The 14,244-nt window shown below is 72.9% G+C and carries 10 protein-coding genes; 4 read left to right on the top strand and 6 right to left on the bottom strand.

Annotation, left to right across the window (positions count from 1 at the left end; genetic code table 11):
- Positions 1–69: 69 nt before the first annotated feature.
- Together ACZ5XS_RS04855 and ACZ5XS_RS04850 are read right to left on the bottom strand one after the other, a co-directional pair.
- Positions 70–1,383, bottom strand: coding sequence for a copper amine oxidase (locus ACZ5XS_RS04855; protein ID WP_468647798.1), 1,314 nt, complete (start codon positions 1,381–1,383; stop codon positions 70–72).
- Between the two features lie 106 nt (positions 1,384–1,489).
- Positions 1,490–2,320 carry a Tat pathway signal sequence domain protein gene (locus ACZ5XS_RS04850; RefSeq protein ID WP_468647796.1) on the bottom strand — a complete coding sequence of 277 codons (831 nt, stop codon included), beginning with the start codon at positions 2,318–2,320 and terminating at the stop codon, positions 1,490–1,492.
- Positions 2,321–2,514: 194 nt separating this feature from the next.
- On the opposite strand from ACZ5XS_RS04850, the gene glgX reads away from it, so the two are divergent.
- From glgX to ACZ5XS_RS04835, 3 genes are all read left to right on the top strand, one after another.
- The gene (gene glgX / locus ACZ5XS_RS04845; RefSeq protein ID WP_468647794.1) at positions 2,515–4,632 is read left to right on the top strand and encodes a glycogen debranching protein GlgX; all 2,118 of its coding nucleotides are present in this window, start codon (positions 2,515–2,517) and stop codon (positions 4,630–4,632) included.
- A gap of 70 nt (positions 4,633–4,702) precedes the next feature.
- Positions 4,703–7,051: a malto-oligosyltrehalose synthase gene (treY, locus tag ACZ5XS_RS04840; protein ID WP_468647793.1), complete on the top strand. Its 2,349-nt coding sequence runs from the start codon at positions 4,703–4,705 to the stop codon at positions 7,049–7,051.
- Between the two features lie 425 nt (positions 7,052–7,476).
- Positions 7,477–8,727 (top strand): M14 family zinc carboxypeptidase, encoded by a 1,251-nt coding sequence (locus ACZ5XS_RS04835; RefSeq protein ID WP_468647791.1) that lies wholly within the window; start codon positions 7,477–7,479, stop codon positions 8,725–8,727.
- A gap of 33 nt (positions 8,728–8,760) precedes the next feature.
- Here ACZ5XS_RS04835 and ACZ5XS_RS04830 read toward each other — a convergent pair whose 3' ends face one another.
- The 3 genes from ACZ5XS_RS04830 to ACZ5XS_RS04820 form a co-directional block, all read right to left on the bottom strand.
- A complete protein-coding gene (locus ACZ5XS_RS04830; protein ID WP_468647789.1) occupies positions 8,761–9,180 on the bottom strand; it encodes an SSI family serine proteinase inhibitor in 420 nt (139 codons plus the stop codon).
- Entirely contained in the window at positions 9,177–10,541 is a 1,365-nt protein-coding gene (locus tag ACZ5XS_RS04825) for a M14 family zinc carboxypeptidase (RefSeq protein ID WP_468647787.1), read from the bottom strand. Before ACZ5XS_RS04825 ends, ACZ5XS_RS04830 begins: the two co-directional genes overlap by 4 nt.
- Positions 10,542–10,715: 174 nt before the next feature.
- Positions 10,716–11,267, bottom strand: coding sequence for an FHA domain-containing protein (locus ACZ5XS_RS04820; RefSeq protein ID WP_468647786.1), 552 nt, complete (start codon positions 11,265–11,267; stop codon positions 10,716–10,718).
- A gap of 172 nt (positions 11,268–11,439) precedes the next feature.
- On the opposite strand from ACZ5XS_RS04820, the gene treZ reads away from it, so the two are divergent.
- Complete coding sequence (gene treZ, locus ACZ5XS_RS04815) at positions 11,440–13,185, top strand: malto-oligosyltrehalose trehalohydrolase (RefSeq protein ID WP_468647784.1); 1,746 nt, start codon at positions 11,440–11,442, stop codon at positions 13,183–13,185.
- Positions 13,186–13,260: 75 nt separating this feature from the next.
- Here the strand turns inward: treZ and ACZ5XS_RS04810 are convergent, their stop codons facing one another.
- Positions 13,261–14,199 (bottom strand): aminoglycoside phosphotransferase family protein, encoded by a 939-nt coding sequence (locus ACZ5XS_RS04810; RefSeq protein WP_468647782.1) that lies wholly within the window; start codon positions 14,197–14,199, stop codon positions 13,261–13,263.
- Positions 14,200–14,244 lie beyond the last annotated feature (45 nt).

Genomic DNA, 14,244 nt, shown 5'->3' with positions numbered 1-14,244 from the left:
CCGTGCCAACGATCAAGGAAGGGTACTCCGGGAGCGGTCGGCGGTGCAGCCGGATGGACAGGTCGTTTCTCAACTACCGTCCGTCGGAGCCCCGTTCTCCCCGGCGAGGGCGGGCGGAGTGAGCGGATTCATAGCGGTGACGTCACGTGGGGCGATGGAGAAGCCCTGCCAGTGGACCGGCATGGGCTGCTGGTCCTCGTCCCGGGCTATGTGGTGGAAGCCGACGTTCACCCAGGCCACGGGGTGGGTGAGGGTCTGCCCGCTCACCCACTTGTCGACGGACTTGGGATGGGTCCGGGGGCAGCGCGGGTTGTTGCTGGCGAACAGCTCGCACTTGTTGTACTGGGTGAAGTAGACGTCGTGCTGGGTGAAACCGCGGCCCGGGTAGCGGGTGGTGGGGCCGGGGACGATCTCGTACGACCGCGCGTGCCCGTCCTTGTTCTTGCCGGTCGCGCTGACCATGCGCCACCAGCGATAGGCCTTGGCGTCGCCGGCGCGTTCCTTGGTGACCTTGGTGCGGGTGGTCTTGGTGGTCGGGGTCAGCCGGCCGCGGGTGGTGACGGCCGAGTCGTACTGCTCGACCCGGTTCTTGGTGAAGCCGTCGAGGGCGAAGTCGAGCCGCCAGAACGCGTTGTGGCTGTGGCTGGTGGCCTTGCCCTTGGCGCCCTTGCCGATGGGCCAGCCGCGCCCGTCGCCCGCGTCGTAGTCGACCGGGGAGAGGCTGCCGGTCGCGCCGACGTTCATGTTGACGGTGCCGTCGTCCTGGAAGCGCCACTCGGTCATGTACTCGTACCAGCCGACCTGGTTGACCGTGTAGACGAGCAGGTCCTTGCCCTGGGCCTGGTAGACCTTGTTCCCGGTGTCGCCCTGCATGCGGTAGGCGTGGCCGCGGGAGCGTGTGGTGGTGCACAGGCCCTTGACGTTCGGGTTCTCGCCCGGGTACTGGTCCGGGATCTTGACGGTCTTGATGGTGCCGCCGGGGCACTCGGCCGCCGCCAGCGGCATCAGGTCCTTGGCGAAGTCCTGGCCCGTGAGGTCGTCGTACTCCTCCTTCCCGTCGTCGTACGGGACGTGGATCTGGCCGAGCCGGGCACTGTTGAGGACCTTGATCGGCTTGGGCTCGCCCTTGGGCTGGTAGGAGACGTCGTCCAGGACGAGGCCGGCCATGCCGTCGTAGCGCCAGCACATCCGCCAGGTCGTGCCGGTGGAGAGCTTCTGCTCGATGCGGTAGGCGGCGCTGCAGTCGGCCGCCGCCGCGGCGGCCGCTCCCGGCTGGGCGGCGGCCGGTCCCGCGCCGGTGGTCAGACCGGCGGCCAGCGCGGCCACGGCGAGACCGAGGGCGGCCGGCCGCTTGCGAGCACGGCTGATGGTGTTCACGCGCATGAAGGAAGTGACTCCCTTGCAGGAGATGCAGGTACGGAAGATGGACGAAAGCCGGACAAAACCTGTCGAAGGCCGGATGGCGGTCGAAGACCGGTCGAAGGCCGGCTCAGCGGTCGAGCTCGGCGACCTTGCGGGCGCTCAGGTCGATCACCAGGGACCTGGTGTCGATCCACGGCCCGTTCCTGACCTTCAGGAACAACCGCACGCAGCGGTGCTCACCGCACGCGTCCAGTGCGGCGGGCTGGGCACCGGGCGTGGCCCGGTAGACGCCGCCGCTCAGCTTCAGCTGGTCCGGGGAGGTGAGCTCCTTGCCGGTGGCGTCCTGGTAGTCGGCCTTGAGACCGGCGCCCAGCGGGTCGCCGATCAGGAGGTTCGCCGCCTCGATGCTCTCGGCCCGGCTCGGCGGCGGCTGGACACCCTGCTGCTCGGTGGTCCCGACGACCTTGCCGGCATCGAGGTCGACGGTGCGGGTGACGAGGGTGTCGTCCCGGTAGTCGTAGAACGTCACGTCGGCGCGCCGGGGCGCGTTCGTGGCGTCGGTCTCGTCCGCTTCCGGTTCGGCGAGGTCGACGGTGAGGCGCTGCGGGCCGCGCTCGCCCCCGACGTCCTCGCTCGCGTTGAACATCTGCCGGCTCACGGCTATCTGCTCGACCCGCTCGATCTCGTCGCCGGTCAGCGGATCACTGCCCTTGCCCTTCTCACCCTCGGCCGGGGCCTGCTCGACCACGCCGGGCGCGACGGCCGCGCCCTGCTCCTGGCCCTCGTCCCGGCCCTGTCCCGCCTGCTGTGTGGACTGGCTGCCCGCCCGTCCGCCACCCGTTTCGTCCGCCCCCGCCGATCCCGGCAGGGTGATGGCTACCATCGCGGCGGTCGAGGCCACCGCGATGGCCGTACCGGCCACCACCTTGCCGAGATGACGGTGCACTGCGTCGCGCACGTCTTCCCCCCTGCTCCCCCAAGATCCCGGGAGTGCGAATTTGCCCCACTGGTTCGGCATACCGGCCGCATGAGGCGGGGTATGCACTGGTCGCTCGGTAAGAGGGAGCCACGTCATAGGTGGTTCCACCAGTTTCGTGGACACTCGGGGCCAAGGCGCCCCAGCGGCGCAGGACACCTGGAAGAGTCGTATCCATGCAGGTCTGGCCTGGAGAGGCATATCCGCTCGGCGCCACGTACGACGGCGCCGGCACCAACTTCGCGGTCTTCTCGGAGGCCGCGGACCGAGTAGAGCTGTGTCTGTTGCACGACGACGGCTCGGAGACGGCGGTGGAACTGCGGGAGAGCGACGCGTTCGTACGGCACGCCTACCTGCCCGGCATCATGCCGGGACAGCGGTACGGCTTCCGTGCGCACGGGCCGTACTCCCCCGAGCGAGGTCTGCGCTGCAACTCGTCGAAGCTGCTGCTCGACCCGTACGCGCGTGCGATCAGCGGCTCGATCCACTGGGGCGAGGAGGTGTACGGCTACCACTTCGACGAGCCCGAGCGGCGCAACGACCTGGACTCGGCGCCGCACACGATGACGTCCGTCGTGGTCAACCCGTACTTCGACTGGGGCGACGACCGGCGGCCGCGCACCGAGTACCACCACACGGTGATCTACGAGGCCCATGTCAAGGGCCTCACGATGCGGCACCCGGGGCTCCCGGAGGAGCTGCGCGGCACCTACGCCGCCCTCGCGCACCCGGCGATCATCGAGCACCTCACCGAGCTGGGCGTCACCGCGCTGGAGCTGATGCCCGTACACCAGTTCGTGAACGACCACCGGCTGGTCGACATGGGCCTGAACAATTACTGGGGCTACAACACCATCGGCTTCTTCGCCCCGCACAACGCGTACGCCTCCTGGGGCGACCGCGGCCAGCAGGTCCTGGAGTTCAAATCGGCCGTGCGGGCGCTGCACGAGGCCGGCATCGAGGTCATCCTGGACGTGGTCTACAACCACACCGCCGAGGGCAACCACCTGGGTCCGACGCTGTCCTTCAAGGGCCTCGACAACCCGCAGTACTACCGGCTGACGGACGACCCGCGCTACTACATGGACACCACGGGCACCGGGAACTCGCTGCTCATGCGGTCCCCGCACGTCCTGCAGCTGATCATGGACTCGCTGCGGTACTGGGTGACCGAGATGCACGTCGACGGCTTCCGCTTCGACCTCGCGGCCACCCTGGCGCGGCAGTTCCACGAGGTGGACCGGCTGTCGTCGTTCTTCGACCTGGTGCAGCAGGACCCGGTGGTCTCCCAGGTGAAGCTGATCGCCGAGCCCTGGGACGTCGGCGAGGGCGGCTACCAGGTGGGCAACTTCCCGCCGCTGTGGACCGAGTGGAACGGCATGTACCGCGACACCGTACGGGACCTGTGGCGCGGCGAGCCGCGCACCCTCGCCGAGTTCGCGTCCCGGCTCACCGGCTCCTCCGACCTGTACCAGGACGACGGGCGGCGCCCGCTCGCCTCGATCAACTTCGTGACCTGCCACGACGGCTTCACCCTGCGCGACATGGTCTCGTACAACGAGAAGCGCAACCACGCCAACGGCGAGGACAACCGGGACGGCGAGAGCCACAACCGCTCCTGGAACTGCGGGGTGGAGGGTGAGACCGACGACCCGGCCGTGCTGGAGCTGCGGGCGAGGCAGAGGCGGAACTTCATCGCCACGCTGATGCTGTCCCAGGGTGTCCCGATGATCAGCCACGGCGACGAGGTCGCGCGCACCCAGCGCGGCAACAACAACGCGTACTGCCAGGACAGCGAGCTGGCCTGGGTCCAGTGGCCGGAAGCCGAGGGGCCCGAGAGTGAGCTGCTGGACTTCACGCGCGCGCTCGTGCGGCTGCGCAAGGAGCATCCCGTCTTCCGCCGACGGCGCTTCTTCCACGGGCGGCCCGTGGAGGGCACGCACGACGAGCTGTCGGACATCGCCTGGTTCACCCCCGAGGGCAAGGAGATGACGCAGCGGGACTGGGACCGCTCGCAGGCGTCGGCGCTCACGGTCTTCCTGAACGGCAACGCGATCTCCGAGCCCGGCGCGCGCGGGGAGCGGATCACCGACGACTCGTTCCTGCTGATGTTCAACGCCTCGCCGAAGACCCTCGACTTCGTGGTGCCGGTCAACCACGGCCGGCAGTGGCAGGTCCTCGTCGACACCGCCCGCACGGACGGGGTACCGCCCGGCACGGTGGCGAAGGTGCAGGCCGGGGACCGGCTCACCCTGGTGGACCGGAGCATGACGGTGCTGCAGCGGCCGGTCTAGCCGGTCCCGCGCGACGGCATATGGAGGGAGTGATGACACGAACGGCCGCCAGGCGGGTACGTAGGTCTGCATGACACCTGAGCGACCTGACCCGGCGGTGCCGTCGGCCACCTACCGGCTGCAGCTGCAGCCCGCCTTCCCGTTCTCGGCCGCGGCGGCGGCCGTGCCGTACCTGGCTTCGCTCGGCGTCTCGCACCTGCACCTGTCGCCGGTCCTCGAGGCCGTCCCCGGCTCGGCGCACGGCTACGACGTCGTGGACCACGCGCGCGTACGCGAGGAACTGGGCGGCGAGGAGGGGCTGCGGGCGCTGGCGCGCACCGCGCGGGATCACGGGCTCGGCCTGGTGGTGGACCTGGTGCCCAACCACATGGCCATGGCCCCCCGGCACAACCACGCCCTGTGGGAGGTCCTCAAGGAGGGCCCCAAGTCGCCGTACGCGCGCTGGTTCGACATCGACTGGGAGGCGCAGGACGGGCAGGTGCTGCTGCCGGTGCTCGGGCATCCGCTCGGCACGGAGATCGAGCACCTGCGGGTCGACGGGAGCCTGCTGCGCTACTACGACCACGTGTTCCCGCTGCGGGAGGGCACCGAGGAACTGCCGCTGCCGCAGCTGCTGGACGCGCAGTGGTACCGGCCGGTGTGGTGGCGGCTGGCCCGTACGGAGCTCAACTACCGGCGTTTCTTCAGCATTTCGGAGCTCATCGGGGTGCGGGTCGAGGACCCGGAGGTGTTCGAGGCCACGCATGCCAAGATCCTGGAGCTGCTCCACGAGGGCGTGATCGACGGCCTGCGCATCGACCACCCCGACGGCCTGGCCGACCCCGACGCCTACCTGCTGCGGCTGCACGAGGCGACCGGCGGCCGCTGGACGGTCGTGGAGAAGATCCTCGCGGACGGGGAGCCTCTGCCGGCCTCCTGGCCCGTCGCGGGCACCACCGGCTACGACGCCCTGCGGCACGTCGACGGTCTCTTCGCGGACCCGGCGGGGGCCGGGGAACTCCTCGGGCAGTACCGGCGGTTCGCGGCCCCGCAGACGGACCGGGGCGGGGACTGGGACGCGACCGTGCGGCGGGCGGCGTACAAGGTGCTCACGCACGAGCTGGCGGCGGAGACGGACCGGCTGACCCGGGCGGCGAGCCGCCTGTGCGCCCTGTCGCCCGAGCCGGCGCTGCGTGACCGGGCGCCCTGGGCGCTGCGCACCGCGCTCCAGGAGCTCCTGGTCCGGCTGGAGGTCTACCGGCCGTACGCCTCCGGGGACGCGGCCCGGGTCGTCACCGAGGAGGCCGCGGCGGAGGCCCGGCTCGCCTTCGTCGTCCCCGAGGAGGCCGCCGCGGTCGACGTCGTACGCGACCTGGTGCTCGGGCGTTACGGCGACGGTCCCGGGCACGTGGAGTTCCGGACCCGGTTCGCGCAGACCTCGTCGGCGCTGCGCGCCAAGTCCGTGGAGGACACGGCGTTCTACCGCTATGTGCCGCTGCTGTCGGCGACCGAGGTGGGCGGGAACCCGGGGAGCCCGGCCGTGTCCCCGGAGGACTTCCACGCCTACTGCGCGCGCGTGCAGCGCGACTGGCCGGCGTCCGGGACGGTCGTGTCGACCCACGACACCAAGCGCAGCGCCGACGTGCGGGCGGCGCTGGCGGTGCTCACCGAGTGCCCGCAGCGCTGGGCCGACGTGCTGGCCGAGGTCACCCGCACCGGCGAGGGCGTGCCGGACGCGCAGCTGGCCTGGGCGGCCTGGCAGACGGTGTTCGGGCTGGGCCCGGCCGCCCCGGAACGCGTCCAGGAGGCCGTGCTGAAGCACGTGCGCGAGGCCGGCCTGTACACGAGCTGGACAGAGCAGGAGCCCCCGTACGAGGAGGCGGTGGCGGCGTTCGTCGCGGCGGGGCCGTGCGGGGCGCCGGGCGAGCACGTGAGCGCCTTCCGGAGCCTGCTGGAGCCCCACATCCTGGCCAACCTGCTCGGCACCGCCCTGGTCCACCTGACGATGCCGGGGGTGCCGGACATCTACCAGGGCACGGAGAGCGAGTACCGCGCCCTGGTCGACCCGGACAACCGCCGGCCGGTGCGGTTCCCCCCGGAGCATCCCGGTGCCAAGGACGCGCTGACGCGCGCGGCGCTGGGTCTGCGCGCCCGACGGCCCGACGTGTTCGGCGACGCGGCGACATACGCGCCCCTGACCGCCGAGGGCCCGGCGGCCGCCCACTGCGTGGCGTTCACGCGCTCGGGAGAGGTCCTCACGGCCGTGACCCGGTTGTCGCTGCGGCTGGCGGAGGCGGGCGGCTGGCGGGACACCGTGCTGCCGCTTCCGGCGGGCCGGTGGGCCGACGTCCTGACACCGGGACGGGAGTTCACGGGGCACGCGCGCGTGGCGGAGCTTGTGGAGGGTCTGCCCGTGGCGCTGCTGGAGCGGGTGGGCTGAGGCGGACCGGCGGTGTGCCGCGGTGGCCTCTCGCCCGGCGTGCGCCACTCGCCGCGCGCCGCGGTCCCGTCCTCGCGACCGGCGTGCACCCGTGCGCGCTCCCGGGGCGCGTGCCGGAGGGCCGGCGCGTGGTGATGGCCGTGGGAGTGCTGGAGCCGAGGGGGCTCGACGAGGGCGTACGCGTGCGTGGGCACGCGGCGGCCGGTGGGTGCTGTCGGCGTCGGCCGGATGTGGACCGTGGCGGCGGCGTGTGCGAGGCCCGCCGCCCCGGCGGGCCGGATGCGCGCAGGTCCCCGGCACGTACGGCTCTGCCCGTCGGCGGTCAATGCTTCCGGGCGCCCCCTGGAGCCTCCCCCCAGGCGTCCTTGACACGTCAATGACCGCGTGGGCTACTGCGATGGCGAAGCCGGGCGGATGTGACGGGGGTGAGTCTCCTGCCGGAGCTGCGCTACCCCACGGTGACCGAACTGGTCGCGTCCGCTCGGGCGCTGGCCGCCCACCGGCCCGGCGTGTGCGCCCTGAGGCAGGTGGGCGTCTCCCGGGCGGGCAGACCCCTGCTACTGCTGTCCGTAGGGCACGCCCGCCGTGCCGTGCTGGTGGTCGCGGGCGCCCACTCCAACGAACCGACCGGTGGCGCCACGCTCCTCGCGGTCGCCGAACGGGTGCTGGGGGAACGGGGGTTGCGTGACGGCACGTCCTGGCACTTCCTGCTGTGCGCCGATCCCGACGGGGCGAGCCTCCATGTCACCCCGGCGCCGCGCAGCCTGCTCGACTACCACCTCGGGTTCTTCCGGCCCGCGGGACCGGAGCAGCCGGAGTGGGCGCCTTCGGTGCTGCCTCCCGACCGGCTGCCGCCGGAGACGCGTGCCCTGACCGGGGTCATCGACGAGCTGCGTCCCTATCTCCAGGTGACCCTGCACGGGACGGATCTGGGCGGCAGCTGGGTGCAGTTGACGAAGGACGTCCCGGGCCTGGCCGAGCCGTTCGCCAAGTCCGCGGCGGAGCTGCACATCCCGGTGGAGACGGGTGCCTCGGACGCGGCGGGCTGGCCCGCCTCGGGTCCCGGCGTGCACGTCATGCCCGCGCCGGGTGCGGGCGCCGCCTACCCGAGCATGCCGGACGACGCCCGGCGCAGCACCTGGTACCACACCCACCGGTACGGCGGTCTGACCGCGATCGTCGAGGTGCCGATGTGGGCGAGCGACCTGGTGGACGACCCGGCTCCGCACCCGGCACCGGCCGCGGCGATGCGGCAGCTGGCGGGACGGCTGCTGCGGGACTCGCTGGAGGTGGAGCGGGTGCTCACCGACGCGCTGCCGCGGCTGCGGGGCGCCGACGGGCCCCTGCTGCGGGCCGCCAGGTGGGGGCTGGAGCTGGTGCCGGGGCTGGCCGCGGACCTGATCCACACTCCGCCCGCCGACAACACCAGGGCGTACGTGGGCAGCGTGGACGCCTTCGCGCGCCGGGTGCCGCTGCGGGCCGCGGCCATGCTGCTGCGGGTCCTGCGGGAGACCGACGACCGTGCGGCACCGCCTCTCGAACGGCTGGTGGCGACCTGGAGCCATGCCTTCGGGGAACGCTTCCGGGCTCGCTGGGTGCCCCTGGAGCATCAGGTCGAGCACCAGTCCCGCACGGTCGTCGCGGCGGCGCTGCACGCCCGCGACCGGGTGGTGTGAGACTGCCGTCAGGCGTCGGCGACGGCGACGGCGTCAGCCGTCAAGCGCGAAGACCGCCCCCGTGCGCGCCTGCAGCACACAGGTGTTCGAGAAGGTCTCCCGGTACTCGACGGGCCGTCCGTGCCACTGCCCGCGCGCGTGGGCGGTCACCGGTGCGTAGATCATGGAGCAGTACGCCTCCCGGGTGGGTACGGCGCCGATGTCGCCATCGGCGGCCGCCAGTTGCGCGCAGGCCTCGGCGGCGCGTCCGTGGCCCTGCGGCGGGTCGCAGAGCAGGAGGGTGCCGCGGGTGTCGCTGGAGCGGGTGTCGCCCGTGGTGAGCGTGACGAAGAGCCAGTCGCCCCCCGCGGACCGCTGGGGCGCTGCCTGCGCCGGGGCCGCTGTGGCGAGGAGAAGGGTGGCCGCCGCGAGCAGGCCGCCCCGTACCGCTGTCGCTGTGGTGGTGTACGTCATTCCCGGTGCATCGGCACGGCGGCCTCGGAACCCCAGCCCGACTCACCCGAACGGGAGCGGGCGGGCGCGTACCGTCCGGCGAGCTCGAAGGCGGCGAGGACGACCCGCGACTGGTACTCCACCTGGCGTGCGACGGGGATCCAGCGCGCCCCGCAGCCGTCGCGATAGTCGGCGCACCACTCGTCGACCAGCCGGTCCAGCTCCGGCAGCGCACCGGCCGGGTCGATGCCGGAACGGGTCACGAGCTGGTGCAGCAGCCCCGCCGTCCGCAGGGCCAGGCGTCGCCCGGCGATGCGCAGGGCCGTCAGGTGGGCGGTGCTGAGGGGCGGCAGCGGGCGCTCGCCCACGGCGACGTCGGGGTCCCACGCGTCGGCGAGGCCGGGGCAGACCAGTAAATAGTCCTCGACCGGGGCGAGCAGGTGGGCCGCGTCCGGTGCGGCGGCCAGGTGCGGCCGGATCCGGGCGAGGATCCGCTCCAGGAGGTCCGCGTCGTGGCGCAGGGTGTGACTCACGGTGCGCAGCACCGCGGCGGCGTCGGCGGGCGTCGTGCCGTCCGCCACGGCGGCCACGCCCCACATGGGCGCCTCCACGACGGCGGTCACGGTGCCGTGCCGGTGCGGGTGGAACCAGGTGGACTCGACGGCGGCCTCGGTGATCGCCGCGGCCAGGTCGGTCGGTCTGGGCGGCGGTATCCGGTAGACGGCGGGCCCGAGGTTCGGCCAGTACAGGGTGTCGTACGGGCCCAGCTCGCGCGGTATGCCGAGGCGGGCCGCGGTCTGCGCGACGCGCTGCGCGAGGCCGGGCAGGTCGCGGGTGAGCTCGACGAATCCGCCGCCGACGTCGACGCCGTGCAGGGAGCACTGGAAGAAGGGCCGCAGTTCGTCCTGGAGGCCGAGCAGGGCCCGGGTTTCGGGGAGTACGGCGCCGGCCGCGCCGTCGGGCAGCCATTCGGGCTGTTCCAGGAAGCCGGGCCGGAAGAAGTTCCGGAAGTAGTGGCCGAGGGTGTACGGGCCGCGCAGCCAGCGTTCGTTGCGGCGCAGGCCGTCCGGGTCGAGGCAGAGCAGCAGGTTCCAGGTGGCGTCGGCGCCCACGGTGAGCGTGGGATCGGCGAGGGCACGCTCGGCCAGCCGCAGGACGGTGGCACCGCCCACGGGCTCGTTGGCGTGCGGGCCCGCCACGACGAGGGCCTGGCGGCTGCCGTGACCGACGGAGAGCAGCCACATGGGGGTGCCCGCGCGCGAGGTGCCCGCCCGGCGCAGCCGGGCGTCCTCGGGGTGGCGGGCGACGAGGGCGGCCGCCCGGGCGCCGAGTTCGTCGACGGTCGGGTAGCGGAGGAGTGGCGGCAGGGCGCACCTCCACACAGTGGTGCCGTCGGTTCACCTGATGTACATGGTGTACGCACAGTCAGTCACGAGTTGAGGGGTACGTCAACACCACGAAGGGCAAAGGGACTTGATACAACACAGTGGGTAAAGCGTGGGCCAGAACCAAACATTGATTCCGTGGACTCCGTGGACTCCGTGGAATCGGTGGGCTCAGTGGGTCGAGAGCCGGAACGCCATCCGTCCGAACCCGACCTGGTCGCCCTCGCGGACCACGGCGGCGCCGATGACCCGTCGCCCGTTCACGGTCGTGCCGTTGGTCGAGCCGAGGTCGCGCAGCACCCACATGCCGCCCTGCCGGCTGAGTTCGGCGTGCACCCGGGACACCGTCTCGTGGGTCAGACGCAGCCCGTTCGCCGGGTCGCGGCCGATCCGCAGCGCGTGGCCGTTGCCGGGGTGGGGCAGCAGCAGCTTGGGCAGCCGCTCGGCCTGCCAGGCCCTGCGCAGCCGTACGGTGAATCCCGAGACCGCCTCGACGGTGCCGAACACCATGCGGGAGAGGCGGCTCTCCGTGGGCAGGTCGGCGGTGAGCACCGCGAGCTCGTCGGAGCGGCGGGCCGAGAGCGCCAGTTCCATCCGCCGGACGAACGTGTCGTGCGAGAGCCGTCCCATCGCGACGCCGTCACGGAGCACCTGCAGCGCCTTGTCGCGCTCCGCGTCGGACAACCGCGCGGGGTACGTGTTGAACTCGAAGGACGACGTCACGCTCGTGATTGTCGGCCAGTGAACGCCGGGTGTCCAGAAAACCCGGAAACGGCCGCCACTCCACGCCCACCTGGCGACACCTGCCGCAATGGGACGGATTCACCGGCACATTGATCGCGTTTGAAGCACGATGGACGGGCTACATCACTGAGCAGACGAAGGGGAACCGTCCGTGCAGTTCGAGGTGTGGGCACCGCAGGCCGATCGCGTGACGCTCCATTGCGACGGCGCCACGCGCGCGATGGAGCGCGATCCGGCGCGCGCCGGCTGGTGGCGGAAAGACGCGGAAGCGCGGGACGGCACGCGGTACGGCTTCGCGGTGGACGACGGCCCGGTGCTGCCCGATCCGCGCTCGCGCCGGCAGCCGGACGGCCCGGACGGGCTGAGCGCGGTCGTCGAGCACGACCGGTACGCGTGGCGCGCCCGGTGGCCGGGCCGGCCGCTGCCGGGCGCGGTGCTGTACGAGCTGCACGTGGGCACGTACACGCGCGAGGGCACCCTGGACGCGGCGGCCGAGCGGCTCGGACACCTCGTGGAACTGGGCGTCACACACGTCGAGTTGATGCCCCTGTGTCCCTTCCCCGGGCGGCACGGGTGGGGGTACGAGGGGGTCTCGCTGTGGGCCGTGCACGAGCCGTACGGCGGCCCCGAGGCGCTGAAACGCTTCGTCGACCGGGCGCACGAGCTCGGTCTGGGCGTCGTCCTGGACGTGGTGCACAACCACCTGGGGCCCTCCGGCAACTACCTCCCCGCCTTCGGCCCGTACTTCACGGACACCCACCACACACCCTGGGGTTCCGCGGTCAACCTGGACGCGCCCGGTTCGGACGAGGTGCGGACGTACCTGCTGGACAGCGCGCTGGCATGGCTGCGTGACTACCGGATCGACGGGCTGCGCCTGGACGCGGTGCACGCGCTGGCCGACACGCGCGCGTGCCACTTCCTGGAGGAACTGTCGACGGCCGTGGACGGCCTCGCCGACGACCTGGGCCGGCCCCTGTTCCTGATCGCCGAGTCCGACCTGAACGACCCGCGGCTCGTCACCCCCCGCGCGGCGGGCGGGCTCGGGCTCCACGCGCAGTGGAACGACGACTTCCACCACGCCCTGCACGCCGCGCTGACCGGCGAGTCCCAGGGCTACTACGCCGACTTCGCGCGCGCCCCGCTCGCGGCGGTGGCCAAGACCCTCACCGGCGGCTACTTCCACGACGGCACGTACTCGAGTTTCCGGGACCGCCGCCACGGGCGCCCCCTGGACCGCAACCGTGTGCCGGCGCACCGGCTCCTCGGCTACACCCAGACCCACGACCAGGTGGGCAACCGCGCCCAGGGCGACCGCCTGGCCGCCTCCCTCTCCCCCGGCCTGCTGGCCTGCGCGGCGACGCTGACGCTCACCTCCCCCTTCACGCCGATGCTGTTCATGGGCGAGGAGTGGGCGGCGGGCACGCCCTGGCAGTTCTTCACCGACCACACCGATCCCGAGCTCGCCGAGGCCGTACGCAAGGGCAGGCGGCGGGAGTTCGCCCCGCACGGATGGGCCGAGGAGGACGTCCCCGACCCGCAGGACCCCGCGACCCGTGACCGCTCCTGCCTCGACTGGTCCGAGCCGGAGAGCGAGCCCCACGCGCGCGTGCTGGCCTGGTACCGGCGGCTCATCGCCCTGCGGCACGAGCAGGCGGACCTCACGGATCCGGATCTGGCCGACACGAAGGTGGCGTACGACGAGGAGAGCCGCTGGCTCGCCTTCCGGCGCGGGGACATCCGGGTGGCCGTGAACCTGGCCCAGGAGCCGGCGGCGATCCCCCTGGGCTCCCGCCCCGCGCAGGTCCTCGCCGCCTGGGAGCCGGTCGAGGCGCCGGGCGCGGACGGGGCGCTGCGTGTGCCCGGCGAGTCCTGCGTGGTGCTCCTGCAGGACTGAGTCCGTCCGGCTCGTCGCCCCTCGCTGGCGGCCGGGAAGGCGTCACCAACCCGGAAACCGGACGTCCCGGTGCCGCTACTCGTCCGTCTCCTCGTCCCGCAGTTCCGTCACCCGTTCCAGCAGGATCGCCTCCCAGGCCAGCCGCAGCCGGGTCCTGAGAAGGGGCAGGGGGGTGTCGTCACGGCCCTGGAGGCGGGCGGCGAGGTGGACGACCGTGTCGCAGCGGGCCAGCCAGAGGCCGCGCAGACAGGGGCGGGCGCCGTAGCCGGCGAGGGTGGCGGCGCGGACGGCGGCCGGGGAGCCGACGGCGCGGGCGAGGCCGGCGATGTCCTCGGCGGGGTCGCCGATGACCGCGTCGGTCCAGTCCAGGACCCCGCGCACCCGGCCGTCGGCGCTGACCACCAGGCGGTCGCCGGTGAGGCCGTGGTGGACGAGGACCGCGCTGCCGGACTGGGCGGCGAGCTGGACCGCGGCCGGGGCCGTGAGCTGCTGGAGGCGGGCGGGGTCGAACTCGTCGGCGGCGGCGAGACGCGCGGCGGAGCGCTCGGCCTCCCGGCGCAGGCCCTCCAGGGACCGCGGGCCGGTGCGCGGCACCCCGAGCGCTTCCGCCTGGCGGACCGGCACCTCGCGCAGGCCGGTGAGCAGCCCGGCCAGGTCGGCCTCGCCGACCGCGGACACGTCGTGCTCCTCTCCCGAGCCGCCGGGCACCTTGGTGTCCAGCGTGTACGTCAGCCCGGGTGCCCACTCGCCGTGCGCCACGCTCACCGGCACCGCGACCGGCAGGTGGGGGCGGACGAGGTCGCGCAGGCGCAGTTCGCGGCGGCGGCGGACCGCGGCCTCACGGTCGGGGGCCAGGCGCAGCACATGGCGGGTGCCGACCCACCAGGTGGCGGGCTCGCCGCCCTCGACGACGGGCCGGACGTCGGGGCCGGCGGCGTTGGCCGCGCTCTCCTTGAGGAGCGTACGGACCAGCCGGCGGACGGTGTCCGCGGTGGGTGTCGGTGCCTGGGTCATGGTCGCGCCGTTGTCGTTCCTGAGGACGTAGGGGCTCCTGCTCCT

The sequence above is a fragment of the Streptomyces sp. NPDC033131 genome, from assembly GCF_055578365.1.
Note: the sequence above shows the minus strand (reverse complement) of the source record. Positions and strands in the feature narration are given on the sequence as shown.